Raw genomic sequence first — 26,305 nt, 5'->3', positions numbered from 1 at the left:
TGAACACGCCCCGCTCAGCCGCCCTCAACCGCAACTCCCACCGCACCCAGCCCCACCCCCAGCTCGCCCGACCCACCAGCCGCCCCGTCGGCCGCCCCCAGCAGCCGCACACCGACGCGGGCATTGGCCTGCGCCCACTGCTCCTCGATCCGCTCGGCCGGCACATGCACATACGCCGCCGTCGTCGACACCCACACATGGCCCAGCAACGCCTGCACCGCCGACAAACCGACCCCTCTGCCGTACAGCCACGACGCGCAGAAATGCCGCAGTACATGCGGCGTCAGACGCCCCGACCAGTCCGGCAGCCACCGCGCAACCGCGTCCGCCAGCCCCTGGCGCAACGTCGCCGCACACACGGCCCGCCGCCCGGCGCCCGGCGTGTGCAGCCGGCTCGGCAGCAACATTGCACGCCCACCCGCCAGATCGTCACCGAACTGCGGGCGCACCTGCTCCAGCCACCACGCGAGCAGCCGGTCCACGCCGTCGATCGCCGGCACCAGCCGCTGCCGCGGACCGCTTCCCCGGGCGCCCTTGCCCCACCGCACATGCAGCACCCCGTGCGCGCCCATCTGCGGATACCAGTCCCCCACCTCCAGCCGGGCCGACTCACTGATCCGCAAACCCACCCGCCGCCAGAGCGACGCCGCCACATAGTCCCGCGCCGCCGGCAAGAACCCTGCCCCCGCCGACGGCAACCACCAGCGCCATGCCTCGAACAAGGCCTCCACCTCCCCGCCGACGGCGGCACCCGCACCATCGTCACCACCCGCCGCGGCCGGTTGAACTCATCCACCGGCTGCACCAGAGCCCGCCCCGACACCTCCTCCACCACACGCCCATACCGAACCCCGACGAAAACGTAAAACCGGTACACCGCCTGCGCCATCAACAACACCGTCCCCCCGGCCACCCCCCGCCGCCGCGCCCCAGCCAGCCACCCATCCACATCCCGAGGCCCCACCTCCCACACCGCGCACCCCGCACATTCCAGCAACTCCCCCACCCACACCGCCTGCTGAGCCACCCACCGATCCGTCGCACCCCGCGCCGCCAACGCCAAAACAAACTCATCCACCCACGCCTCAGACACCCCCCCACCCAGACCCCACACCCTCAGCAACCCCGAGAAAAGTTCACAAATGCTGAACAACCGACCACCTCGCCGACCACGCCCCCACCACCCGTGACCAGCAACGACCACACACCCACCGAACCTGACCTTTCAGGTAGGGCCGCCAGACGCTGGCGCTCCTGCGGCAGCTGGACGCCGCGTGCGTCAGCGCCGAGGACCTCGCCGAGGTCGCGGTGGAGTCTTTTGAAACACACCCGGACGCCGAGATCATCACCAGCTTCCCAGGGCTCGGTCCGCTCAGCGGCGCCCGGGTGTTCGCCGAGATCGGCGACGACCGATCCCGCTTCGCCGACGCGAAAGGCCTCAAGGCCTACGCCGGATCAGCCCCGATCACCAGGGCCTCGGGCAAGAGCGTGGCCGTCCTGGCCCGACGGGTCAAGAACCAGCGCCTGGCCGCCGTCGGCTACGTCTGGGCCTTCGCCGCCATGGCCCACTCAGACGGCGACCGTCACACAGCCGCCCAGCGCAACCTCTTCAACCGCATGATCGGCTGCCTTCACCACTGTCTCACCCAACGAGTCCACTACAGCGAAGCCGTCGCTTTCCCCACACCCTCAGACGTCCAACTCGGTGAGACTGCTTGACAGTTCTTCCGCATCGGATGTCTTCTTGCCGGCGTCGATGCCCTGACTGGTTTCGGCGACATTTGCCGAGGCCTTCACGCTCTGCGCGTCGACCACGGCCGCGGTGGGCTCCGCACGGCGACCATGGAATCGGCGGGTCTTGTCACGTAACAGGTCGTGGACCTGCTGGGTGGTGCCGTCGGTTTCCCACTTCGCGTAGTAGTCGTAGACGGTCTTGAAGGGCGGGAAGTCGTGCGGCAGGTATTCCCACGGGATGCCGGTGCGGTTGACGTAGAGGATCGCGTTGACGATCTCTCGCAGGTCGTGCACCCGAGCGGCTGTACCGGGGCCTGTCCGTCTCGCCCGCCAAGCGGTGAAGACCGGTTCGATCAAGGCCCACCGGGCGTCGGACACGTCACTGCGGTACGGGCGACGAACACTCACGCCTCATCCAACGACCGCCAACAAAGGCAGTCACAGAATCACCCCAGAACACCAACTACCCAGATCAGATGCTCTCTTAGACGAAATCCAGTGCCCGGTACACGTATCCGACTCGGCCGCCGCCCTGCTAGAGCTGGCACTGAGCCGCGCAGCGAGAATCCCTCACGCCTCGGAATCCGATGCCCTGAGCCGCCACGAACTCGCAGTCCTTATCGCACGGCGAGATGGTCTCCACCCATGGGCCCGAAGCAAAGTTCTTGGACCACTCGACGTGTGCCTCGACAGTCACGCGACCCAACAGTCCTTGCGTACCACTGCGCGGCGCCCGGGAATTCGTTCGTCTCCAGGAAGACTCAATGCACAACAGTCGCATGTCAGTACTAGGGACAGTGAGCCCGCGGCGCTGCCATTATGCGCAGCGCCCCGGGCCGTGTGACGCCAAGACCTATCGATAGTCACTGCCTAGTCTGGTTCAAGTCACTCACAGAACTGCATGAAGGCAGTGCACGCAGGCTATGCGATTCCCGAAGACTCTCCGGTCCTGCCAGGTGGCACCCCGATGGCACTCACCAATCCGCCAGCCAATGCAAATGCCTGCTCCCGAAAGAAGCCGATTCTTTCATAGAACACTTCCTCAGAGGGAATCAAGACCGGGGTGGAGACCAAAGCTGCGAACAGCACGTGAATCTCATCTAGCTGGAATTCAGAGCTCGGCCCGCCAACTTTCTTCATTATCCGCGCAGCGCTTGCGCGATCGACACCAAGGCGCACAACCGAAGGCTGGTCCCCATCAGGACGATCCACGTGGAACATAAGCGTCTCGCAGATCAACTGCTTCTGCACCTCCGTCAATCGCAAGAAAGCACCACTGCGAGTCAGCGTGGCTGCAACCTTCACCCTCATGGCGTCACATACCTCCCGCTATTAAAGGCACCCTGACTATACCTATACCCGTGGATATTGCGGCCAGTTGTCACAATTAGCACACCTCTGCTGGAATCATACGCCACACGCGATCCAGTCTTGGTGTCCGTGTGCGTCATCTTGCCTCGCCAGGATGCAAAATAGGAACCCAACGCATCAGGGTCATGTCCGATACCAGGAAGATCGTGATCCAGTGCAGTGGAGGAGCCGTCATGCATCCTCCGCACCTGGTAATCAACACCGTCGGCTACATCGGGGCCATGCACATTATCTACTCGATCATAGGTGTTATCGTCGAGCCCACCATTGACAGGATCCCACCCATTGCAATTGTGAACGAGTACCGGCATCTTGCCCGCCAGCACATAGTACGTATGCAGGCCCGCCACGGTCAGGTTATACGTCACCTGATGGTCAATATACGTACGGCTGCCTCGGAGTTTTACAGACGCGCCATCGTCGGACCGTAGCGTCATGCCCGGCGTGAGTTCTGCGGCGTTGATCCAGGCGTTCTCGGACTCCGACCAGAAGGGGTGGTGGCCGGTTGCCGTGATGGCGCGAATCCCCTCTGCTGTCTCTACGCGGAGTTCGACATACTCCTTGTCATCCTTTGTGAGGATGACGGCTGTCACAGGCTGAGGTTTCGTCTCGCCGGTTTGCGGGTCTGTGGCAAGGACCGTGTCGCCGGTATGGATACCTTCGATTGCCTTGGTGGTTCCGTCAGCAAGCTGCACGCGCGTTCCGGCAACAAAACTGTCAGCTCGCAGGCATGCGATGAGTAGCCCGCCGGCGTCGTCGGCTTCCTTGGCTCCCGCCTTCGCTGCTCTGGCGGCTGCTGTGCCAGCCTTCCCGAGCCCTAGGGTCGCGACTGAAACAGCTACGTCGACGGCGACCCATACGCAGGAACCGGCATCCCCCTGGACACATTCGATAGCGTCACGGATTCCAAGGACTTCGAGTATGTCCCCGGTTTCCCCCAGCCATCCTACGGAGTCGGCGGCGTTACAGAACTTTTTGTTCTCTTCGAAATTTTGACATATTCGTTGCGCCCACTGCTCAACGTTTCTCTGATAGTCGTTCCAAGGGGAATGCCCCCGCCTAAGCAGCTCTTCCTGTGTAGGTATGTAGCGTCCGGCGAGCTTTACCGAGTTGCCCTCCTTCTTGATATCTACCGAAGTTCCGTTTCCGTCACCCTTTCCACCGGAACTATTGCCGCCCTTGGAAGGTGGCGGCGAGTCGGGGCAGCCTTCGGTTGTGCAGCCTGGGCCGTGTGAGGGGTCCCAGGCGGAGTTGTCCTCGTTGGCGCTGCAGCCGTCGCAGAACAGGCCTGTGGGGTCAGATCCGGTGACGGGGCTGGCGTTGGCGTATGTGTACCCGTTCATTTGGAGCGGGTCGGTGATGTCGATGATCGGGTCTATGGAGATGAACCGGCCGAGGGTGGGGTCGTATTCACGGGCCCCGATGTGGGTGAGTCCGGTCAGCGGGTCGTCGATGCCGGTGCCGAGGAAGGTGCGGCGGTCGGGCCAGTTGGTGGGTTCCGTGCCGCGGGGGTTGCCGTAGGGGTCGAACTTGCGGCGTGTGAGGGCCTGTCCGGCGGTCTGTTCCACGGCGCTGGTGGCCGTGTTGTGGTGGTCGGAGAGGAGGACGGTGAGTTTGTGGTTTGTGGTTTTGCCGCCGGTTGCGCGGACGGTGGTGGGGCCGCCGGGGTGGGTGTAGTAGCGCTTGGCGTCGGTTGCCTGGCCGGCGGTGTTGACCGTGACTTCGGCTTCGCCGAGGAAGAGGGTGCGGGTGGTGCCGTTGTCCTCTAGGAGCCGGTTGCCGTTGGCGTCATAGAGATATGTGACGTTGGCGGTGCCGTTGTTGTCGGTGTCGGCCGCGGTGAGCTTGTTGCGGCGATCCCACGTCAGGCTCTGGGTGTCGCCTCCGATGACGCGCTCTGTCGTGTTGCCGGCTATGTCATAGGCATAGGTGGAACGGTTCGTGACCTGTCCGGTGGCGGTGACTTCTGTTGAGTCGGCCTGGGTGAGGGTGTGCGGCTGGACCGTGGTGGCGGGCTGCATGCCGTTGCCGGTGACCGTGCGTCCGTAGGTGTAGGTGTGGGTGTCGTCGAGTGCGGCGTTGTTCGGGTCGTGGACTTTCAGCTTTGTCCGGTTGCCGATGGCGTCGAACTCGTACTCCTGCCAGTAGCCGTCGCCCGCAGTGCCAGCGGTTACCTGGGAGCGTGCTGGGCCGGCTCCTTGTGCGGCAGAGGAGGCGTTGCAGTCAGTGGCGCCTGTCCAGGCGTGGGCCATACGGCCCATGGGGTCGTAGGCGAAGCACTGGCGGTCGGTGCCGGTGGTCTGTGTATCGGTGATGGAGGTGACGTTGCCGACAGTGTCGTAGCCGTACGTCAGCGCGGAGATCCGGTTCGGGTTCGCTGTTTCCCGGTCGGCGACGGACTGGTCGACGCGGCCGGTGTTGTCGTTGTAGAGGTTCGTTGTCCATACGCGTCGCGGGGCTTCGCCGGAGACGGTGCGCAGGATTTCGCCGAATGGGCTGTAGCGGGTGTCGGCTGTGTACCAGGCAAGGCCTGAGGTGGTGACGGGTGCACCCTCGCCGTTGTAGCGGGTGATGATCTTCTCGGCTGCCAATCCTCCCGGGGTTGCCGGGAGCTGCACCGATTGAGGCTGGCCTGTCGGGGTGTAGGTGTTGGTGTAGGCGTACGTGCCGGCCAGGCCTTGGGTGGCGGTGGTGGCGGGGATTGTGATCTTTGTGCCGGTGGGCCGGTATTCGGTGTCGTAGCCTGTGATTTCGCTGGTGTATGCGGCGCCGTTGTTGTAGCGGGTGGACGCGACCGGGTGTCCTTTGCCGCCGGGCAGAGTGTCGTACGTCCACTTGGCTACGAGGAGGCCGGAGGCTGTGTCGTCGCGGAGCTCGGTCTGTCGGCCGAGGACGTCGTAGGTCTTGTACTGGAGTCGATCGGCTGCGTCCTTGGACCAGGTCTGCTGGTCCAAGGCGTTGTAGCCGAAGGAGGCAGTCCCTGCGTCAGGGTCTTTCGAGGCTGTCAGCCGCTTGCGTGCATCGTAGGTGGATTCCCAGGTGTTGCCGTGCTCGTCTGTGACCTTCGTGAGGTTGCCACGCGGGTCGTAGGCGTAGTGGGTGTTGATCGGGACAGTGAGGTCGGCTGCCGAGTAGTGCTGGATGAGGGAGGTGCGGCCGACGGTGTCTGTCCACGTCTTAGCGGCACGGCTGCCGGAGCGGGGGGTGAGGCCGTCGGCTGACATACCGCTGCGCGTGAGGGTCCAGTCGCCGCCGTACTGGTTGGTGGCCGAGTGCTGCGGGTCGCCTTCGTACAAGGTGGTGGTGCGCAGCGGGCGCCCGAGTCCGTCGTAGCGGGTCTGTGTGGAGTTCTTGACCTCGGTCAGGGACTTGGCGACGAAGAGGCCGGCCGGGTCGGGTTCGCCCTTGGCGTAGTAGCTGTTGTGCGTCTGCCAGACGGTCCCGTTGTCGTCGTAGAGGGTGTCGACGATGAGGCGGCCGCCGCCCAGGGCTTCGTTCTGTGTCTGGCGGGGTCGGAGCAGACCGTCGTAGAGGACGACGGAGTCTTCGTAGGTCCCGTTGTCCCGCAGGGATCGCGTGATCACCGCCGGGGTCTCATCGCTGTCCACGCGGTAGTCGAAGGTGGCATTCGGGGCGTGGGTTACGGGGGTGCGGGAGGGGGACCACACGGCCGTGATGCGGCCCAGGTCGTCGTAGCGGCTGGTGGCCTTGCGGCCATTGGGGTCGGTCACGGACAGCACGGATCCGCGGCCGGGGTCGGACACGGTCGAGGAGCTGTGTTCGGCTGCGTTGATGACCGTGGTGGTGAATGCCGGCCCGGTGGACGGTGTGAAACTGGTTCTGGTCGGGTTGCCCGAGGCGTCTGTGACCTTGACGGTTCTTCCCAGCGCGTCGTACTCGTTGCGCGTGGACGTGACCCAGCTCGTGCCGTCGCCTCCAACGGTGTCGACCTGGTAGGCAAGTCCCTTGGTCGGCGTGCCGCCGAAAGCGTTGAGTGCGTCGTATGAGGTTCTGACGTCGGAGATCACCTTGTCGCCGCCGGCTGCCGGGGCTGCTTGGCAGTCGCCCGCTGTGGTGCGTACGCGATGCGCCAGGCCGATCAGGTGTATCGACGGGTTGTGCACGTAGGACGTGGTGGCGCACGCCTGGTCACCCGTGGTGTCGCCGCCCTGCGCGTTGGGTGTCAGCGTGTGGTTTTCCGTGGTCTGCGGCAGCCCGTACGTGGGGTCGAAAGTGGTACTGCTGCTGGTCCAGCGTTCCTTGCCGCTGCTGATGGTCTGGCTGGTGTCGGTGCGCCGGGTCCCTGTCCAGTAGGCGTTGAGCACAGGAAGCTTGGCTTCGGGGCGCGGCCGGGTGGCAGTCACCTTGCTGTAGGGCCAATTCAGTTGCCGTGAGGCGATGGTGCCGCCGGCTTTGGTATAGGTGATGGTCTCGGCCACCTGCCCCTGATACGGGGGCAGGTCGTCGCCCAGCTCTTCTGTTCCGGTCGAGTCCTTGATCGTCAGGGAGGCTCCGCCGGCGTCGCCTGACATGCCGCGGAAGTAGCGGGTTCGGGTCTGCGATTGCTCACTCAGATCCCCGGAGGTAGCGGGCCGTCCCTTTTTGGCCAGCACGCTGGCATAGCCCCGCCATTGGCTGAACGTGCGCAGTTCAGGCTTGGAGAATTCGTCGGTGTCCTTCGCCCACTCAGCGCCGCCTTCGTAGGTGTAGGTGGTTACAACATCGGGCTGTCGTGCTACGCGGTCCTTTTCCAGGACCTGGTCGACGACGTATTTGTTGAACCACTCGAGGGGCGGTTCTTCCAGGTCCGGGTCGGGTGACCAGTGCACCGGGAAGCAGCGGTCGGTGTTGTCCTTCGGGGTCGGGTGGGTTGCTGAGAGGGGGCAGGGGTCTGAGTAGTCGACATAGATCTCGCCGCCGGTCTCGGTGCGGATGGTCTCGACGCGCAGGCGGTCGTAGTCCGGCGTCGTGTCACTGGCGCCCTTGGCGACGCGGTTGGGCATGTCGACGACATTGGGCAGAAACGACACTGCGGGCACAGGGGTGCTGGTCTGGTGGCCGTCTTCGTCAAGGGTCGTGCCGAAGCCGGTGCGGGTGATGGATTCCAGCCACAGCGGAGGGTGCGTGTCCGTGCGCTGCTTCGGGAAGGACTGCTGCAGGTTCCAGCGGTCGACCAGGGACAGGGACGTCGACCCGGGTGTGCGCTGGCCGTAGGTAGTGACCTCGGTCAGCCGCTTCCGCGTCCAGAACGTCGGCGAGGAGACATAGCAGTTCTTGGCGGTCGCCTTGCAGTGGAGCGTGGAGGGCGTGTCCCACCAGGGCTGCTTTTCCTCGTAGTTCGCGGACTCGAACTCGGCGTCACTGCAAGCGACACTGCCCTCTTTCAGGCAGCGCTCGTCGACCTTGAACAGCACCTTGCCGGCCGGGGTGCCGTTCAGGTTGCCGGCACGCAGGCCGTAGAGGATCTGGGTCGGGTAGCCGCCTCGCGTGTAGGGCTGGGCAGCCTTGTACTTGCTGTTCTTGGCGTAGCGGGCGGTCTCTTTTGCCCAGTCGATGATCATGGCGTTGCCGTGAACGTCTTCGACGTAGTCCAGGCTCCATCGCCAGGCCTGGTTGCAGGAGGAGTTCGCGTAGGTGGCGGCATGGCAGGGTTCGCCGGCGTGGTTGCCGAAGACGGGTACGGTGAAGACGGAGTCGGTGAGGGGCCGGCTGCCGGAGCCGTCGACGTCATTACGGCCGAACCAGTAGCGGGTGCCGTCGCGGAGGGTGACGACCCAGTGCTCGCCGTCGTAGGCGCCGGTCTGGTCGGGGCGGGTGACTCCGTTCTTGTCCTTGTACTCGACTTTGGCGCCGTCGTCGTTCGCGGGAACCCAGGTGCCGTCGGGATCATGGACAAGTTCGGTGGAGTTACCGCCGAGCGACATCACGAGGTGGTCGCTGGCCCAGCACAGGTCGGACTTCTTCTTGTCCGTGGTGTTGTCGTTGTTGGGGACGTTGTCGTTCTTGACGTCTTCGGGAAACTCTTTCCGGTCGTCCGGGCAGGAGCGGTAGCGGCGCTCGATGAATCCTGGGTTGTAGTCCCAGCCGTCGCCGATCCAGGAGGCCTGGCCGTTGGCTACGGACGTTTTGCCGTCAACTGCCTGCGAGGAGTAGGAGAAGGCGATTTTCGGCGCGGGTCCTGCGGGAGGTGCGGGGATGGTGAGGGGGTAGGACCAGGAGAAGCCTCCACCGCTGCCACCTGCTGTCCATGACCCGGTCGCGGACAGGGGCGTGGCCTTGTAGGTTCCGCCGGCTCCTGCGGCGGAGTCGGTTGCCGCGAGGACGATGGGGCCGCCGCCGGCCTGTGCGGTGAGGCCCTGCGCTGGGCCGGCCGCGGGGTCCACGGTGGCGCGAATGGTTTCCGTGCCCGGATTGTTCGCGCTCGGGATGTCGACGGCGGTGGCGCATTCGTCGAGTTCCGGTGTCTCGAGGAAGCATGAGGGCAGTTGCGTGAGCTTGAGCCGGGAAGACCATTCGGTGCCGAACAGGTCTTCAAAGTGTCCGTAGTCGAGCTCGACATCCACAGGGGTGGAACCTGCCGGCGGAGGGGTGACCTTGATGAGCGCCCCGTCGACTTCCGCCGACTCGGTGGAAGCGCGGGGTTCCATCGCAACATCCCAGGATCCGCCCGGTGCGGGGGGATTCGGCATGGTCTCCGTTGGTGACGCTTGACCGATGCGGACGGGCATGCCTTCGACCTGGACGAGTTCATCTCCTGCGCCGTCCAACTCGACGGTGTCCTCGGCCGCTTGTGGGGGCGCGACGTTGTCGGGGTTGTACTCGGCCGGCGGCTCGACGGGCGCACCAGCCCAGCTGCTCAGCTCCTCGATCTTGTCCTCGTCCGGAGCGACCGGCTTCTCCTGGGGAAGCTGCACCAGGGCGGGTCCGTTGCGGGGGTCGCCGGGCGGGGCGGCCCACGCTTGGGCCGGCAGAAGGGTTGCCACGAGGACTGCCGACACGATGATGCCGACGCGCTGTGCCCGGCGGCGGCCAGCCCTGCGGGAGTTCCTTGCTCCCGCACGGGTAGACGCACCGGCGCTTCCGGGCAGGCGTAGTTGGCGTCCCAGACCGGGCGTGAACATGGTGACCCCCACTTCCGCTGCGGCGGCGTAGAGCAGGCCGCAGGGAATCGATAAATAGCTCGGCGATTGTGTGGGGCGATCACACAGTAAATCCACAGAACTTCATGCTGTGTGACCTCAATCACGTACACCAATGGAAGTGAAGCCCTTCATCAGCACTTAAAGCCGCATAGTGGATATCCGATGATCAAAAACATCATGATTAGCTATCTGGACATAGCGGAATTCAGATGATCAAGGAGCGGATTCGGCCTTCAGATCTGCCCCAAATATGCCGATATTGGGAAGCCTTGATGCCCCGTGAGGTGACGTCAGCCCCGCGACTGCCCCTTCGTCAGAGACGCCTCGGCCTGCGGTTCCCGCCGACGCCATCTCACCTGTCGATGGGTGACGAAAACGTGAAGATGGTCCATGCTCTGCTCGCGCACATCTGTGCCGGTAGGCAGTTCCGGGAGCGGCTCAGGGAGGAGCCGTTTCCGGAGGGGGAAGGAAGTCATGGACGCCTCGAAGACTGGGCAGAGCAGCAACCGTTCAGGGCCCGGCAGGGACTCGGGCACCTGTGATGCCGCACCGACGGTCAGCGCACTGCGACGCCCCCGCACACGGCGTTCACTTGCCGCTCTCGCAGCGCTCCTCGCTGTCGCAGTCGCGCTGCCGGTCGGTGTGGACCTCGCACACGAACGCACCCCCGCGCGATCCGACAACAAGACGGGCAGGGCTGGGCCGACCGCTCCTGTCACTACCGCAGCGGCAGTCAGGCAGGCCCGGGCGTCGGGCCAGGACGTCGAGATCAGCGCCGAACGGACCGCGAACTCGACGACCTGGGCACGCCCGGACGGCCTTCTGCGAACCCGCAGTTACAGCGACACCATCCGCGCCAAGGTTGGCGGCACCTGGAGGCAGATCGACACCGACCTGCACCGCGTCGAGGGCGGGTACGCACCCAAGGCAGTCAACGACCCCCTGCTCTTCAGCGCCGGCAGCACTCACAGTTCGCGGGCCTCCCGCACCAACCCGCGGCCCGCACTTCCCCACACCCCCACCAGCCACCAAGACGGCACGTGGACCGAACTGGTGCGGCTGACCGTCGAAGGGCACCAGCTCACCGTCAGCTGGCCCGGCCCCCTTCCGGAGCCGGTCATCGACGGCTCCCGAGCCCTCTACGAAAACGTACGCCCCGGCATCGACCTGCTGCTCACCGCGCGCGACAGCGGCTACTCACACGCCCTGATCGTCCATACACGGGAAGCAGCCTCCGACCCCCTCCTGTCACAGCTCAACTACCGCCTCGCCTCCCCCGACCTGACGTTCCGCCTCGACGCGGAGTCCCACGTCGTCAGAGCCCTCGACGCCAGCGGCGACGAGGTCGCCTCCTCCCCCACCCCCTACGCGTGGGACTCCGCCGGCGACGTCAAGACCACCATCGGGGAACCCAAGCCCACCCTTCCCCTTGAAGTAGGCGACACGGCACTCGCACTTCCCGGCATCGCCGGACCTCAGCCTGGCAGCCACGACGCAGTTCTCAACGCCAGCCTGGACACCGGCAACACCCTCGCACTCACCGTCAGCAAGAAGCTGCTGAGCGACCCGGACACGGTCTACCCCGTCTTCATCGACCCGTCCTTCAAGGGCCGCAAGAAGAACTGGACTCTGCTCTACCAAAAGCACCCCAGCTCCAGCTTCTACAACGGGCAGAACTTCAACGACGGCACCAACGACGCCCGCGTGGGTTACGAGTCCGATTCCGGCGGACTGTCCCGCTCGGTCTTCACCTTCGAGTTCGACAGCAAACTGCACGGCACCACCGTCAAATCCGCAACCTTCCGCGCCCTGCAGACCTACTCCTGGGGCTGCGCGGCACGCCAGTACAACCTGCACCTCACCAGCGCCATCTCCAGCACCAGCACCTGGAACAAACAGCCCACATGGGGCTCGGCCATCAACACCGGCGTCACCGGCCACGGCTACAAGGCCACCAGCTGCCCCGACAAATGGATCGCGCTCGACATCAAACCCGAGGCGCAGCAGGCGGCCACGAGCAAGAAGACGGCGATCACCCTGGGCCTGCGGGCCGCCAACGAGAGCAGCGCCGAATACTGGAAGAAGTTCCAGGCCAACGGTGAAAGCTCCCCCTACATCGAGGTCGTCCACAACCGTCCGCCGAACGAGCCGACCGGGTCCCTGATGAAGACCTATCCGGGCGGCACGTGCGACACGCTCACCCCCTACCTGTCCATCGGGAAGAGCGACATCACCTTCACCTCATCGGCGTCGGACGCAGACGGCAATCTCAAATACCTGCATCTGAAGGTCTGGAAGAACGGCCAGGCCAGCAGTCCACTGCACGATGCGGACCACGCCACCAACAGCAGCGGCGCCATGTCCGCCTTCACCATGCCCTGGAACGCCTTCACCCACGGAGTGACGTACTCCTGGGCCGTCTACTCCAAAGACGCCGAAGGCGCCACATCGGCCTGGGGACCTCCGAAGACAACTGCGTTCTGCCAATTCACCGTCGACCACACCGCGCCCAGCAGCCCCGAGGTCGCGTCCACCACATTCCCCGAACCGGGCGAAGACGGATCGACGTGGAGCACGGTCACCTTCGGCACCGCCGGAGAATTCACCTTCCAGCCCAACGGCACACCGACAGAGGTCAAGGAATACCAGTACAGCTTCAACACAGCCTTCGACAAAAAGGCCGTGCCCAACACCGTCGACGGCCACGCCCCCGACGCAGGCCACCCCCTCAAGCCGGGCGAAGCCACCTACACCCTCAAGCCGCCCCACGCCGGCCCCAGCGTGCTGTACGTGCGCAGCGCTGACGCCTCGGGCAACATCTCCGGTGTTCGGAAGTACCAGTTCAACGTACGACCCAGCCCCGAACTCGACACCGCAGGCGACGTCACCGGCGACAAAGTGCCCGACATGTACACCATCAGCGGCGAGGGCAACCTCGAGATGTGGTCGAAGACGCTCGGCACCGACCGGCTGCACTTCTCCATGCCCGCCGCCTACACCACCAGCGACGGCGCCACAAACCCGGTCGACGACGGCTACTGGACCGGAGCCCTCATCAGCCACAACGGGGACTGGCTTCCCGGCGACGGCACCCAGGACCTCGTCGCCCGCATGGCCGACGGCAAGCTCTACCTCTACCCGGGCGACGGCTACGGCGGATTCGACGTCAACGAACGCCACGAAATACTCATGCCCGCCGGCGCACCCGCCCCCGCGTCCCTGACCCAGATCCTGTCCATCGGCGACGCGACCGGCGACGGACGCCCAGACCTCCTGGCGACCGCAGGCACCACACTGTGGGCCTTCACCGGCTACACCGGAGCCAGCCTCACTACCGCGACACAACTCTCCGGCGACGACTGGACCCTGCGCGACCTCGTCCAAGTCGGCAACATCGCCGGCGACTCAGCCCTAGACCTGGTCTACAGGACAGACACCACCGGCAAGCTGTACCTCCGCAAAGGCAAGAAGCACGCCAGCGGCACCGGCACCGATCTCTTCTCCTTCGCCGTCCAAACGGCATCCGCCGACGGAATCGACTTCTCCTACGGAACATCCGGCTGGGCCACAACCGCCATGCCCATCGTCATCGGCAGCCCGGACGTCACCGGCGACGCCATACCCGACGTCTGGACCCTCAAATCCGACGGCAATGCCATCATCTACCCCGGCAGCAGCACCACCTCCCTCAGCACCACCAACATGTTCAACATCATCAACAGCAGCGTCGGAACTACCTGGAGCGGCTACACCGCAATCGGCTGACGCCCCTGCCGGTACGCACTCACAAGGCCCCGGGTAGTCGCGGGGCGGAGTCCTGTTCGACGCCGTCGATCGACGCGGCCTGCTACAAGCTGGAGGCTGGCCGCCGCCTCCCCCGGCGGGTCTGGTCGGTGCGGCAGCGCGGCGGCAGCCTCCGCCGACGAGGCGTCCCCGAGCGATACGGGTGCGAGTCCGTGGGGACCGGGCTCTATCTGTCCGATCCGCCCGTGCCACACGCCTTGATCCCCCCGATACATTTTCGTGGCCCCGCAATGGGGCCTCCGGCCTTCGGCTCCGGCATGACTTCCCCCTTGTTGTCCATGACAATGCCGTTGCTTTTGGAGCCAGTCAGTCGGGGAACGAACGCGAGCTCAACCCCTGATTCAGCAGGGGACCATCTCGACAGGCGCGTGACCTCCCGTAACCGTACGGTTGCCAGTACAGCCCGCCTCTGACAGGACAGTGCGGGCCCGGGCGGGCCCGTGTTCACTTCGCACGTTGCACGGGGCCGCCCGCTTCGGACATTGCCGGCACGGGCGTTGCCGGACAGGACCATGCGCCGGGCTGGTCCGTCGCGAAGCCGCACCGGCATAGCGAGAACCCCATCGTTGAAGGCCTGGAATGCGTTCTCGCGCATACCCGTGATCTCCGTACCGCCGAGGCGCCGGCGGACGGCCGATACAGGCTGGCGGCGACTGCAGGAAGGCGGACTTGCGAGAGGGAGGGCCCCTAGTGGCTCACTATTTTCTGCCTATGGCTTCGAGCGGCTGAGCGAGTTGGTTGATACCTGTATTCGTGAAACGGCTGGCGCTTTGAATGACTGGGCAAGCGGCGTGTAGGGGCGCAGGAGCCCAGTTGGTTTCCTCCTTCCGCCGCACTGGACGTACCGCACGAGCTGGTCGAGGGGACACCACGGTCACCGGCACCCGTGAAAGGTGACTGATGATGCAGACTTCCGCCGCACCGGCGTGCCCTGCTCTCGTGTACCTGCGCCGCCCCGACAGCCTGCCAGGAAGCACACGGCAGGGTCACCGCTACAGTCCCCCGTATGCCGTCGCATCCCGTCAGACACCACTTCGTCCCCCAGTTCCTGCTCAAGTACTTCGCCGAGCAAGGGGGACAGCTGTACGTGCATCAATGGGTCAGCGGACGCGCCTTCCGGAGGAATGTGAAGGAGACGGGCCAGCGCAAGTACGGGCATTCGGTCTACCGGCCTGGAAGAGATCCCGACCACTCGTCGATGGAAGCCGCCATGGGCGACATCGAAGGGCAGGCCGCCTCCGTCGTAAAGGAGCTGGTGCAACGCCGTGAACGTGCCGTGCCCGAGCATGCCCGGGAGGCCCTGGCTTGGCTACTGGCCCTGCAATGGCAGCGCAGCCGCTTCCTACGGCACGTGGTCAACCAATCCGTGGGAGTCGACGATTATGACCTGGACGAGGAAGAAGTCCAGTCCAGCATGATGGGCCTGATCACCCAGACGGTCATCTGGCCATGGCAGGCACGCAACGACGAGGACGCCCATTACAAGGACCAGTGGAATCACCTGGTGTCGGTCCTGCTATCCAGCGACATGCACTGGGCGTGCTACCGGCCACGCGGCGGCGGCCTGATCGTCAGCGACAATCCGCTGTGCATGTCAGGGGTCGTGGGCACCCCGCCGCCAGACATACCTACCGGCTTCTTCGATCACGGCGTCGGCGTCGGCTTCAGCAACTTCCGGCGGATCACAGTGCCGCTCGGCAGCAGCCTCGCCCTCATCATTTCCCGTAACCCGGACGAGGTATCCCGCCTGGACGCGGCCGCCATCAACCAGTTCACCGTATTCAACAGCCGGGAGTTCGTGGCGCATCCCCCTCAGTGGAGGCAGACCCACCCCAAGCTCGCACGGGAGCTGCCTGACCTGCTGGAGCGGCAACAACTGGTCGCGCCGGCATTCCTCCATGACTACCAGCCCGGAACCAGTGCCTAAGACGTCATCTCATTTGGTGAGTCTGCGATAGCAGATCAGGGTGCAGGCGATGCTGGTGAAGGCCAGGAAGTGGTCGGCTTTGCGTTCGTAGCGGCGGTGTAGGCGTCGGCATCCGGCGAGCCAGGACATGGTGCGTTCGATGGTCCAGCGGTGGCGGCCGAGTCGTTGTGAGGTCTCGATGCCCTTGCGGGCGATGCGGTGCCGGATGCCTCGTCCGGATAACCATCGCCGCAGGTGGTTGTAGTCGTAGCCCTTGTCAGCGTGGAGTTTGTCCGGTCTGCGCCGCCGGCGTCCTCGGCGAGAACGGATCGGCGGTATGCCCTTCACCAGTGGGATCAGTGCCTGACTGTCGTGTGTGTTGGCGCCCGAGATGCCGATGGACAGGGGCAGGCCGGTCCGCTCCGTGATCAAGTGGATCTTTGACCCGTACTTGCCCCGGTCTACAGGATTCGGGCCTGTCAGCTCCCCCTTTTCAAGGCCCGCATGTTCACCGAGTCGATCGCGCACCGAGACCAGTCCAACTCGCCGCGGGATCCCAGTTCGTCGAGGACCAGGCGGTGGAGTTTGGCCCACACCCGGGCCTTCGTCCACTCGGTGAATCGCCGGTGAGCCGTCGCGCCGGACGGCCCGAACGACGCGGTCGGCAACTGCTGCCACGTGCAGCCAGAGGTCGCCACGAAGACGATTGCGGCCAGCACTTCGCGGTCGCCGTGCCGACGCCGGCCGCCACCCTGAGGCCGCGACGGTGCCTCCGGCACCACGCGCTGGAACAGCTCCCACAACTCGTCCGGCACCAGCCGCTCAACGATCCTCGCCACGACCAGACAGCTTACCCAGCCAAATGAGATGACTTCTAAGCCGAGCCAGCCCCCGCCGTCGCCTGCGACCACCGCTCTCAACGGCAACGAGTTGCGTGCGTTGCGGAATGCTGGTCCGTCACTTGGTCAGTGGCCACGGCACAATGCTGGTCATCAGCCCCAAGCCCCTGACGTCCGGACACACAGTTCCAGTAGGAGGGGAGAGACCCTGCGTCCGCCACGGGACCGGGGCCCTGTCCTGTCCCGGACCGGAATGCCGCTCATGCGCTACGCCGTAGTACGGCCGCCACTTCCTTGAACTCATCCAGTGCTCCCGTGAGTTTGCGCAGATCCGCCGGGTAGGAGCTGTCTGGTCGGCCCTCATCGTCATGGTCGATACTCACGCAGGACCTCCGCACATCGGTGCATGCGGCCAGCACACGGCTGACGTGACTTTCCAGGCAAGGCATCAGCGTGGCTGTGCGTTCTGCATCCACTCGCACTCCGACCAAAGCGCGGTCTACCTCGGCCAGCGCCTCCACATCCTTGGGATCGGCAGGTACGGGCTCGACCGGAACATCGAAGGACCAGCCATCCGCCGTCGTCACTGTCTTCGTCGGGTAGTCGCGACGGGGGGAAAGTTCATATCGCGCGACGGCATCGAACACCCTGCCTGCTTCCCGCATAAACTCCCCGGCCTGGGTGACCAGCCGCACCACCGGGTCCGCCTCCCCCATCTGTATGTCGCTTGAGGGAGCAGAGTCGCCGAAGCCAGCGCGGCGCTGCTCATAGACCGCTGCTGTCCGCATCGCCTGCCATTGGGGGACGCCGCGCTTGGGAGTGCCAGATTTTTGCTGGGCACGCGCCTCGAGCAGCTCGACGAGCACGGTGAAGGGCCGGCCGGAGGTGGGCACGCTGCGGCCGTTGAACCACGCGCTGAGTTTGCCCTTGGCCAAGTTGACAGCAGGGGTCTGCTGTTGGCCCCATGCCGCGATCGCGGCATACGACGGGCGGCCGGCCTTCTCCTTGAGCTCCTTCAGTGCGCGCGCCAATTGCTCGGCCGCAGGCCGGTCGTTCATGCGTCCCCCGTTCAGTCTGAACCTCCGCTGAACACCAATTCGACCAGGTGTGGCCTGCGTCGACGTCCCGTTCGGCGGACCTGGGGGTCGCTGAACCCCAGGCCGAACGGGATCAGTGGTGCTCGGGCCGGCCAACGGGGCCGGGAGCCGAGGAGGGGCAGGCGATGAAGAAGTTCGCAGCGAAGTGGCATGACCAGGCCTGGCGGCACGAGGCGCTGAAGACCACCGCCAGGTGGGTCGTGTCGCGTGCAGTGATGGAGCTCGGACGCTGGGCCCTGGATATGTGGCTGCAGTAACTCAGCTTCTTCTTTGAAGACCTGAGGCCGAATCGGGTCTCGTGCTAGGCCACTCACCTGCGCGTGATTAGCAAGCCCAGGCGAGCCTGACCGCATGTGACGGCGCCAACTGGGCCGCGCCGACTGTGATCGTTGCGGCCCCCGGTTGGCGTTCGTCGACTCTCCTTTCGGGTGACGCAGTCGCCCCTCCTACGGGGCGGCCCCTTCCCCGATGCCCAGCCAAGGTGCTCACTCGTCGGTGTCGGCTCGCCGCCCTACCGCATCAAGCGTCCGAAGGAATCAGCCTGACTGCACACGTCCAGGTATGGCCGGGAAGCGCGAAGCACCGCCGCTAGCAGCCGACGGTGCTGTAGTGCGCAAAAGCGCCATCGCCGACGACGAGAACCTCCCCCGCTCCCCCAGCCCACGACGCGCCACATCCGCGTGAACGATCCCCCGCCATCCCGTACACCGCCCAGCCGCGGTGTTCGATGAGCTTCACCCTCACTGACGGCAGGCAGATGACGTCACTTCGGCAGGCGAAGCAGGTGAGCGCGGCAGAACGTCAGACGGTTGACACCCAGAGCCAGGGGACCAGGCGGCGGCGATCCACCAACGGTCGGTGATAACGCCGAACATTGACAGCCAGTTGTACTGGTCGTCGGGCAGCGTGAGGTGCTTTCCGTGCACCATCGTGTGCTGCAGACCTGATGGGCAGAGGTTTACGTCATCTGTTGGGAATGCGGGGATATTGGCGATGTAGCAGCAGGCAGCGCCCGCGGCGGATAGGTTCGGTCTCTTGGAAGTGGGCGCGGGGGCGCCTGGCCGGTTCTGGGGGGAGTTTGTCTGCACAGGAGAGCGGCTTCGAGCAGGGTGATCTGTTCGATGGTGCTGCTGATGAGGTTCGCGGTGACCGGTTGGACTTCGTGCGGCCGTTTGTTGCGCCGGTGGCGTCGACGGTGGGTGCGGTCTCGGACGATCCTGTGTCGTTGCAGCTGGCCGAGGCGATTCACGATGCGTTTGGTGATCTTGCCTCCGATCGGGGGCTGACCCGATCGGAAATCGCGGCAGCGTGTGCACAAGTGGCCTCGGATGAGGCGTTCGATGCCCGGTTCCGGGTCTTTGTGGGGCTGGGGATGCTGGAGCAGGCCCGCGGCAAGGCATATGAGGGGCGCTACGTCTTCAATCCGACCAGCGGTGCGGCCTTGTTGGTCTTCGAGCGGCTGGCGGAAGCCGGCGGGGTCGAGGAGATCATGAGCCTGCTGGACCGTACACAGGTCGGTCTGACGCAGGGCTTGTTGAGCGAGGATCAGTTGGCTGGCCGGCTCCGGCGGGTGCGGCGTGATCTGTCTATCACCACCGCGCATCTGCTGCGGCTTGTGCGGTCCAAGCCCATCGAGGAGCTGGTGGGTGAACGTCACCATCACCAGTCCAAGGCCGTGTTGCTGGACCATGCGAAGCAGTTGGTCAAAGCCGTCAGCAGCCGCTTCCCGCGGCTGAGAGCGTCGGGGACGCGGTTGATCGGTGAGGCGCTTCGTTATTCGGCGGCCGTGGATGAGTTCTCCGACCGGTTGCTGCAACAGGTGCGTGCGCGGCGGGACTTCAGCATGCTGCTGCCGGAGCAGTATCTGTCGGCGGCCTTGGGAGCGCCGGTGGAGGCGCTCGCGGAGGTGTTTGCTGCCACGGTGTTCGATCCCGCCAGCGTGGAGATCACTGCGGCGCAGGTGCTCGTGGCCGCCGGGGAGCGGCGGCCGCCGGCCCCCCGGCGGCGGCCGGCGCGGCCGGCGCCGCTTCCGCTGGGTCCTGATCCGGTGGAAGCGGCGCGAACGAAGGCGCTGCTGTTGCGTCGGCGGCGTTCGGCGTCGATGGAGTCGCTGGTCAGGGGCGGGCAGGAGGCTGATCTGACCGGGACGCTGGGAGCGCTGCCATGGCGTGCGTCGATTGCGACGGTGGTGGACTTGCTGCAGGCTTCTGCGGACCCGGCGACGCCGTTCTTCGTGGAGATCAGCGAGGAGATCGTCGTCGATCCGGCCGGGGCGGTCACTTATGCCAGTCCGCTGTCCTTGTTCCGGCTGCCGCAGGACGTATCGGGTGCCGTGGGCGGAGACTCTTCGGCCGTGCAGGAGGGGCCGGCATGAACGAGGACGCCTATCTGCTGGCTTGGGCTCGGGCTGTGCGGGTCGTGCCGCTGGGGGCAGCGGATGCGCTGTCGGTGCTGCGGCGGGCCGCCGACGACGTGCAGCGGCGCCTTGTTGAGGTGGAGGTGGCCGACCGTCAGGGGGTCATGGTGCGTTGGGCGCCGGACGTGGAGCCGGTCAGTGGTGTGGTGGGCGATCCGCTGACGCATCGGGAGGCGACGCAGTCGCAGCTGCTGACGCTGGGAGCCGCTGTACGCCTGTGCTGGCTCGATCCTGAGCAGCCGCTGTATCCGGGGGGCGCGGTGACCGAGGAGGACATGCTGGCTGCCTGTGCTCCGCCCGGGGACGGTCTGCCACGGGAGGGCATGGCTCTGATCGCGCAGAGGTCAGCGTATCGGAGGGCGCTGCGGGTCCTGCGCGCGTGTGGCTACCTGGCCGCCGATGTCGGGGACGGCATGGTGCGGCTGGGACCGATGGCGGCCGCCTGGAGCGAGCGGGATGTCGATGAGTTGCGGCGCGGCTACGACCTGCTGCCCTGTCAGGGGGAGGAGGGGTAGGCGTGGAAGTGATGTATCTGGAGGCGCTGTCGGAGCAGCGCCGTGCAGAAGTGCGGGCGGCGGTGTGTGCGGTGGAGACCGCGCGGCTGCCGGTGCCGGCGGCGCGATTCCGGGCGTTGGCAGAGGTGCCGCTGCGTAAGGTGGTGGAGGAGGTGCTGGCCGCTTCGGGCCGGAAGCTGCTGGGTGTGGGAGAAGGATTCCTGTCCGGCTATGACGACACGGTCAGGGCGCGGCTGGCCGATGAGGGTGTGGGCGTCCTGCCCCGTGAGGACCGTGCCGTGCTGACGCTGGTGCTGCTGTTCAGCGTCGCCGTCCCGCGCGCCGGCGGCAGCGTCCTGCCGCAGGCACTGTGGACCCAGGGATTGCCGGTCAGCCGGGAGCGCCTGAAGGAATCCGCGGTGCCCGACGGGGTCGTTGACGCCGCGCTGAGCCGTCTTACCGCCGCCGACCTCGTGCGGCCCACCGGCTCGGGGATCGTACTGGGCACCCAGTTGCTGCGGCTGACGCCGACAGCCCAGGCGGACCTGTTCGAGCAGTTGGTACTGCTGGCCGAGCCGAGAGGGGGCATGGCCGAGGCGATCCTGCGGCGCCGGGCCCGCGCCGCCGGCCAGGAAAGGCAGGAACGATGAACGCCACCTGGCACCAGGGCGGGACCGAGGATCCAGGCGAGGATGAGGAGGCGCTGCCCGAGCTCGTCGAGCACCGCGGCATCATCGGTGACCGCCATCTGGTGGCGGTCCAGACGTTCGACATCGCCCGGCTGACCACCCACGCGGTGCCGGTGGTGCCCGAGACGTTCGTCGCCGTATCCGGGATGGGCCCCAAGGATGACTCCAACGGCTCGGGCAAGACCTCGTTCCTCATCGCGGTCTCGCTGCTGCTGGCCGATCCTCAGTGGCGGTTGGAGTCCAACCACGGGCTGTACGCCAGCGGGATCCTGTTCAAGCCGGATGCGGCCGGGGTGGACCAGGCCCAACAGATTCCGGCCGCTTCGCACGGCTACGTGGTCGGGGTCTTCGCGCGCGACAGGCTCGACGCGTACAACGGCGACGAGGGGGATGATCCCGGCGAGGGGGCTCTGACGGTGTGGGTGCGCATCGCCGCGTCTGCCCCGTACGTCCAGGCCAACTGGGCGGAGGGTATCCACGTGGCTGATGCTGCAACCGATGTCGAGCGCGCGGTGCAGGCGGACGACCTGTGGCAGGAGCTGGGGAGCGCCGGTCGGCTGTCAGCGCATCGTATGGCCGATGTCCTCTACGGCAACGCACCGCGGTGCCTGACCTATCTCGACACGCCGCTGCGCCCGGCGGTGCCCTCGCTGCTGAGCCAGCAGATGACGGCGATGGAGCCGCACGACATCGGGGAGGCTCTGATCGCTCTGTCTGGTATGTCCCATCTGCTGGAGCAGGAGGGTGCCCGTCGTGGCAAGGCCCTGGAACATGCTGCGCAGTTGGAGAAGGCGCGTAACGAGCATGGACTGGCCCTGGCGGACGAGGAGGCGGTGCTGGAGGGCGTGCGGGCGCGTGCTGCTGCCCGCGCCGCGCTGGAAGCAGGTGGTCGCGCGTGGCGGCGCTACGTGGCTGCCTGCTACCTGCGGGCAGTCCAGGCCGACTGGGAGCTGGCGGCGGACCTGGAGGGTAAAGAGCTGCAAGTGGTGCAGGCACAGACTCTGGTCGATCGTGCTGAGGAGAAGCTGCACGAGCTGAAGGCGGCCACTGGGCTGGCCGAGGATGCGGCCGCCGCTCGCCAGGAGTGGGTGGACGCCAAGCAGGTCACCGAGGAGGCCGCCGCGAAACGAACGTCGGCTGCTACCCGGCGGGACATCGTCCGCCAGAACATGGCTCCCCTGCGGCCGAGTGCCGGCTTGTGGCGGGGGGCGCCGGTTGCCGATGCCCGCAGTGTGCTCGAAGTCGCCCGAAACACGCTGTATACGGCGCGGCAGCAGAAGGCCGACGCAGAGCGTTCCCTGTCCCAGGCCCGCCAGCTGGAGGAAGCGGCCCGGCAGGGGCGCAGCGGGGCCGCGGGGCAGGCCCTGGAGAAACTCGACGGCCACGGCATCAGCGCCGTCGGGCTGATGGACCAGCTGCAGCTGGAGGAGTCGGCTCGCGCGGAGTGGGAGGCGCGCCTATGGCCCTGGCGCGACGCCGTGGTGGTGCCGTGCGGGGAAGCCGAACGCGCCCGGGAATTGCTGCGCGACCTGCCCGGTGCACAGGTCATCGCCGCCGACCCGGCCGACGAGACGGGGAGTGTTGGGGGTGTTCTGCCTCCCGGAGTGCACAGCGGCAGGGCGTTGGCCGGGTTCCTCGGCGCACTGCAGGAGCGCATGACGGCTCTGGAGGAGCCGACGGCGGCCTACGATGCCAGGTTGTCGCTTGCGGTCGTCGGCGGCTTCCTGTCGCCGATCGCCGGGCGGGACGCCCGCGTGGCCCAGGCCGTCTCGCACCGGCGCCGGTGCGAGGACGACGTGTCCACGGCAACTGCGGTCCTGAGCACGGCCGAGTCCGAGTTCGAAGTCGCCGAGATCGAGCACGATGCTGCCGTGGCGGCTCGGGATCTGGCAGCCCTGGAAAAGCAGGCCTCCAGCTTGAAAGACGAGATCGCGGAAGCCGACGCCGAAGTCGCTACAGCTCGGGGCGCGGAGGAGAGGCTGCACGACGTGTGGGAACGGGCCCAGAGCGCCCTTGCCGCCCACGACCAGACGGTGACGACCGCGAAGCTCACTCGGGATGCGGCCGCCAAGGCATGCAAGGAGCAGGTCAAGGAGCACACGGCGCTGGTCAGGGCCCGTTCCGAGATCGCCTGCCCGCAGTGGCAGCAGCTGTGGGGCGCCTCCGTCGAGGAGGCGGCTGAGATCGTGGAGGTCACGGACCCCGGCACGCCGGTGCCCCGGCCCGGCCGGTTGCGGCGGGAAGTCGAGGATCGCCTGCGGGACGCGTACGAGCACTACGGCCTGCCTGCCGGCGCTGTGGCCGCCGTCGACGAGGACCTGCGACTGGCGCAGCGCCTGCGGGCCGGCTTCGCGGAGGAGGAGGCATCCGCGCTGCCGCGCACCGGATTCGACGAGGTGGCCGCGCCCTTGCAGATACGGCTGGACGGCCACGCCGACAAGGACGCCGTCGAAGCCGCCCGAATCGACTCCGGCCGCTCCTTGCGCGAGCAAGCCTTGGCCAAACTCACCACTGCGGCAGAGCGCAGCGAGCACACTCTACAGACGCTCCAGGACATGATCGAACATCACGTCGAGGGTCTGTTCGCGCAGATCAGCGACGCTTTCGACGCGTTGGACCGGCAACGGGGCGGTGACGGCGCACGCCTGGAATACGCCAGCGTGCGGGCCGAGGGCGCCAAGCCCTGGCGGTGGAAGGTGACACCGCGCTGGAAACGCTCCCCACGCGGCGCCTACGTGCACTACCGGGAGAACGCCAACGGCGCCCAGGTGAAGGTGCATGCCATCCAGCTGGTCCTGGCCGCGGTGCTGGCCGACGCCGAGACCAGGGGCCGGGTCCTGATCCTGGACGAGCTCGGCAACAGCCTGGGCGAAGTCAACCGCAAGGACATGCTCGCCGCTTTGCGGGATGTGGCGCGCCGCCAGCACCTGACCATCCTGGGCACCTGCCAGGACAGTGTCCTGGTGGATGCCGCCGACGTCTGCGACGAACTGCTGTGGTTCGTGCACGCCTCATCCTCCGACGCCTACAACCAGCCCACCCGCGCCTGGGGACACGACACCGACGCCCAGCGCGTGGAACTGACCGCCGACTGGATCACTGCAGGACGCTCCCATGCCTGACATGCCTGAGCAGCCCACCGCGCCTCTCCCCCGCCCCGCACTGCTGGTCGGCGAAGCCCACGGCCGCCGGGAAGTGCCGTTGCACGGACTTCCCGCCGGGATCATCGCCGTCACTGTGCCCCGCACCCGAAAAGACGGCGACGAGGTCCTCACTCGCGTGCCCCTGGACCGCAAACGGCGGGTCAACCCCGCCGTCGTCGACCTCGTCGCATCCGACCCGGTCCCCGCCTACGACCCGCCGCCCGGCCTGGCGGACCGCGACCTGGTCAAGGTCCTGACGACCCGGACCCGCAAGCGGTGGGCCACCGTCGAGGCCGAGTTCGGTCCCCAGCAGGCGTGGCGCACCACCGTGTCGCTGATCCGCTGCGGTGCCGTCGTCCTGCGCTGCAAGGTCATCCAGACCACCGGGTTCGCCCCAGACTCTTGGCGGCTGACCCCGTCCTGGGCATCTTTGAGGGAGGACAAGCTCGCCCACCTGCGAGGCCACCCCGACCCGCTGCGGCTGCACGCCGAGCTGCTGCAGGAGATGGTAGGCGTCCCCCAACTGGCCAGCGAGCACGCCCTGCTGACCGCCACTGCCCCGGCCCGCACCCTGCAGGTTCCTGCGGGCAGCGCCGCCGGAACCGAGGACTGGCGGGTGTATGAGGTGGCCGTCAGGTCCGCCGCAGTGTGGTGGGCTGCCCAGTCCCGCCCTCAGCCGATGACCGCCAAAGCCCTGGCGGGCAAGAGCATGCGCGACACCAAGAACCCGTGGACGCCGGCCCGCCGGCAGGCGTTCGCCAATCTCGTCGGCCGCCCCTTCGACCAAGCGGTAGAAGAGACCGACACCGAGTTGCGCATGCGCGGGCCCCTGCGCTGGCGCGTCGACGATGTCATCGCCGACGCCGCAGCCTGCCGCCCCTGGCTGGGACTGCCCGCAGGCGGCTTGCGCAGCCTCGGGCTAATCGACTGCTCGGCCGTGGGTGTGTTCCTGGTCGAGAACGAGGACGCCTTCACGCAGGTGTGCAAACTCCCCGGCGTCACAGAGAGGTGGCTGTGCGTATGGGGTGCCGGCTACGCCACGCACGGCCTGGCCGCGTTCCTCAAGGCCATGGCACCGCTGCCAGTGGCCGCCTGGCAGGACCTGGACGCCCACGGCATCCAGATCATCGCCAACCTCACCGAACGCATCGGCCGTCCCATCACCCCAGTCGGCATGGACGTCGACCTGTACCGGCAAGGGACGAAGTACCGTCAGAAACCCGAAAAGCGGGCGGGGAACGTCCACCTCGCCGAGCGGCTCGCTGTCAGCGGACCGCTCGCCCTGCGCGCCCTTGCCGCGGAGATCGCCGCAAGTGGCGGCGACGGCTGCGAACACGAAACTCTCTACCCCGAGGTCCTGCCCACCCTGGCGCGCACGCTGGACCAGATCCCCGGCGAACAAACGTCGGCTATCTGGCCATTCAGCACCGACGGCATCGCTTGATCACCGATTCCGTCTGGATGTCATCGACATCACGCTGTATCAATCAGGTACACGTGGACCTCCCCTGTTAGTCAGCCAAAGTCTGGAGCGCTGTCTAACGCGCCTCACCGCACCCGCGCCTGGCGACTGGGTGCACGGCCCGGGCCGATTCAGCGTCGTCCGGATGCCTGGTGCGCGCGGCCGATGGCGGCCTTGCCCCGCAGACGTCACGACGACCACAGCGCAA

13 protein-coding genes and 2 pseudogenes are annotated in these 26,305 nt (G+C 66.5%); 9 read left to right on the top strand and 6 right to left on the bottom strand.

Translation table 11 applies throughout. From position 1 onward, the window contains the following. Positions 1-14: 14 nt before the first annotated feature. The gene (locus RPQ07_RS37460) at positions 15-722 is read right to left on the bottom strand and encodes a site-specific integrase (protein ID WP_313948723.1); all 708 of its coding nucleotides are present in this window, start codon (positions 720-722) and stop codon (positions 15-17) included. Between the two features lie 511 nt (positions 723-1,233). Between RPQ07_RS37460 and RPQ07_RS37455 the strand changes: the two are divergent. Next, positions 1,234-1,719: pseudogene (locus RPQ07_RS37455) on the top strand (transposase); the annotation flags it as partial. A 21-nt stretch (positions 1,720-1,740) separates the two neighbouring features. Here RPQ07_RS37455 and RPQ07_RS37450 read toward each other — a convergent pair. The 3 genes and pseudogenes from RPQ07_RS37450 to RPQ07_RS37440 form a co-directional block, all read right to left on the bottom strand. Next, positions 1,741-2,142: pseudogene (locus RPQ07_RS37450) on the bottom strand (transposase); the annotation flags it as partial. Between the two features lie 513 nt (positions 2,143-2,655). Beyond that, complete coding sequence (locus RPQ07_RS37445) at positions 2,656-3,045, bottom strand: hypothetical protein (protein WP_313948722.1); 390 nt, start codon at positions 3,043-3,045, stop codon at positions 2,656-2,658. Continuing rightward, positions 3,042-10,088, bottom strand: a complete 7,047-nt coding sequence (locus RPQ07_RS37440; RefSeq protein WP_313948721.1) for a polymorphic toxin-type HINT domain-containing protein — start codon at positions 10,086-10,088, stop codon at positions 3,042-3,044. The genes RPQ07_RS37445 and RPQ07_RS37440 overlap by 4 nt, the downstream gene beginning before the upstream one ends. Before the next feature lie 633 nt (positions 10,089-10,721). On the opposite strand from RPQ07_RS37440, the gene RPQ07_RS37435 reads away from it, so the two are divergent. Further along, positions 10,722-14,012, top strand: a complete 3,291-nt coding sequence (locus RPQ07_RS37435; protein WP_313948719.1) for a DNRLRE domain-containing protein — start codon at positions 10,722-10,724, stop codon at positions 14,010-14,012. 1,045 nt (positions 14,013-15,057) lie between these two features. Further along, a complete protein-coding gene (locus RPQ07_RS37430; protein WP_313948718.1) occupies positions 15,058-15,978 on the top strand; it encodes a DUF4238 domain-containing protein in 921 nt (306 codons plus the stop codon). Positions 15,979-15,987: 9 nt separating this feature from the next. Here RPQ07_RS37430 and RPQ07_RS37425 read toward each other — a convergent pair. Next, positions 15,988-16,787 (bottom strand): IS5 family transposase gene (locus tag RPQ07_RS37425; protein WP_313949142.1). Its coding sequence is split into 2 segments (ribosomal slippage): positions 15,988-16,449 and positions 16,452-16,787, totalling 798 coding nucleotides; the frame shifts between segments, so codons are not numbered across the junction. A 269-nt stretch (positions 16,788-17,056) separates the two neighbouring features. Then, positions 17,057-17,854, bottom strand: coding sequence for a hypothetical protein (locus RPQ07_RS37420; RefSeq protein WP_313948717.1), 798 nt, complete (start codon positions 17,852-17,854; stop codon positions 17,057-17,059). 164 nt (positions 17,855-18,018) lie between these two features. Between RPQ07_RS37420 and RPQ07_RS37415 the strand changes: the two genes are divergently transcribed. The 6 genes from RPQ07_RS37415 (at position 18,019) to RPQ07_RS37390 (ending at position 26,079) form a co-directional block, all read left to right on the top strand. Beyond that, complete coding sequence (locus tag RPQ07_RS37415; RefSeq protein ID WP_313948716.1) at positions 18,019-18,150, top strand: hypothetical protein; 132 nt, start codon at positions 18,019-18,021, stop codon at positions 18,148-18,150. An 821-nt stretch (positions 18,151-18,971) separates the two neighbouring features. Next, on the top strand, positions 18,972-20,267 hold the full coding sequence (locus RPQ07_RS37410) for a hypothetical protein (RefSeq protein WP_313948715.1): 1,296 nt from the start codon (positions 18,972-18,974) through the stop codon (positions 20,265-20,267). After that, positions 20,264-20,824, top strand: coding sequence for a hypothetical protein (locus RPQ07_RS37405; RefSeq protein ID WP_313948714.1), 561 nt, complete (start codon positions 20,264-20,266; stop codon positions 20,822-20,824). Before RPQ07_RS37410 ends, RPQ07_RS37405 begins: the two co-directional genes overlap by 4 nt. Positions 20,825-20,835: 11 nt before the next feature. Further along, a complete protein-coding gene (locus tag RPQ07_RS37400; protein WP_313949141.1) occupies positions 20,836-21,453 on the top strand; it encodes a hypothetical protein in 618 nt (205 codons plus the stop codon). Beyond that, on the top strand, positions 21,450-24,614 hold the full coding sequence (locus tag RPQ07_RS37395; protein WP_313948713.1) for a hypothetical protein: 3,165 nt from the start codon (positions 21,450-21,452) through the stop codon (positions 24,612-24,614). The genes RPQ07_RS37400 and RPQ07_RS37395 overlap by 4 nt, the downstream gene beginning before the upstream one ends. Next, positions 24,607-26,079, top strand: coding sequence for a Wadjet anti-phage system protein JetD domain-containing protein (locus tag RPQ07_RS37390; protein ID WP_313948712.1), 1,473 nt, complete (start codon positions 24,607-24,609; stop codon positions 26,077-26,079). Before RPQ07_RS37395 ends, RPQ07_RS37390 begins: the two co-directional genes overlap by 8 nt. Positions 26,080-26,305: the final 226 nt, after the last annotated feature.

Source organism: Streptomyces sp. AM8-1-1 (assembly GCF_032229325.1).
In the GTDB taxonomy this organism is placed as follows: domain Bacteria; phylum Actinomycetota; class Actinomycetes; order Streptomycetales; family Streptomycetaceae; genus Streptomyces; species Streptomyces achmelvichensis.
The sequence above is the reverse complement of the archived record's forward strand: the minus strand, read 5'-3'. Positions and strand labels throughout refer to the sequence as shown.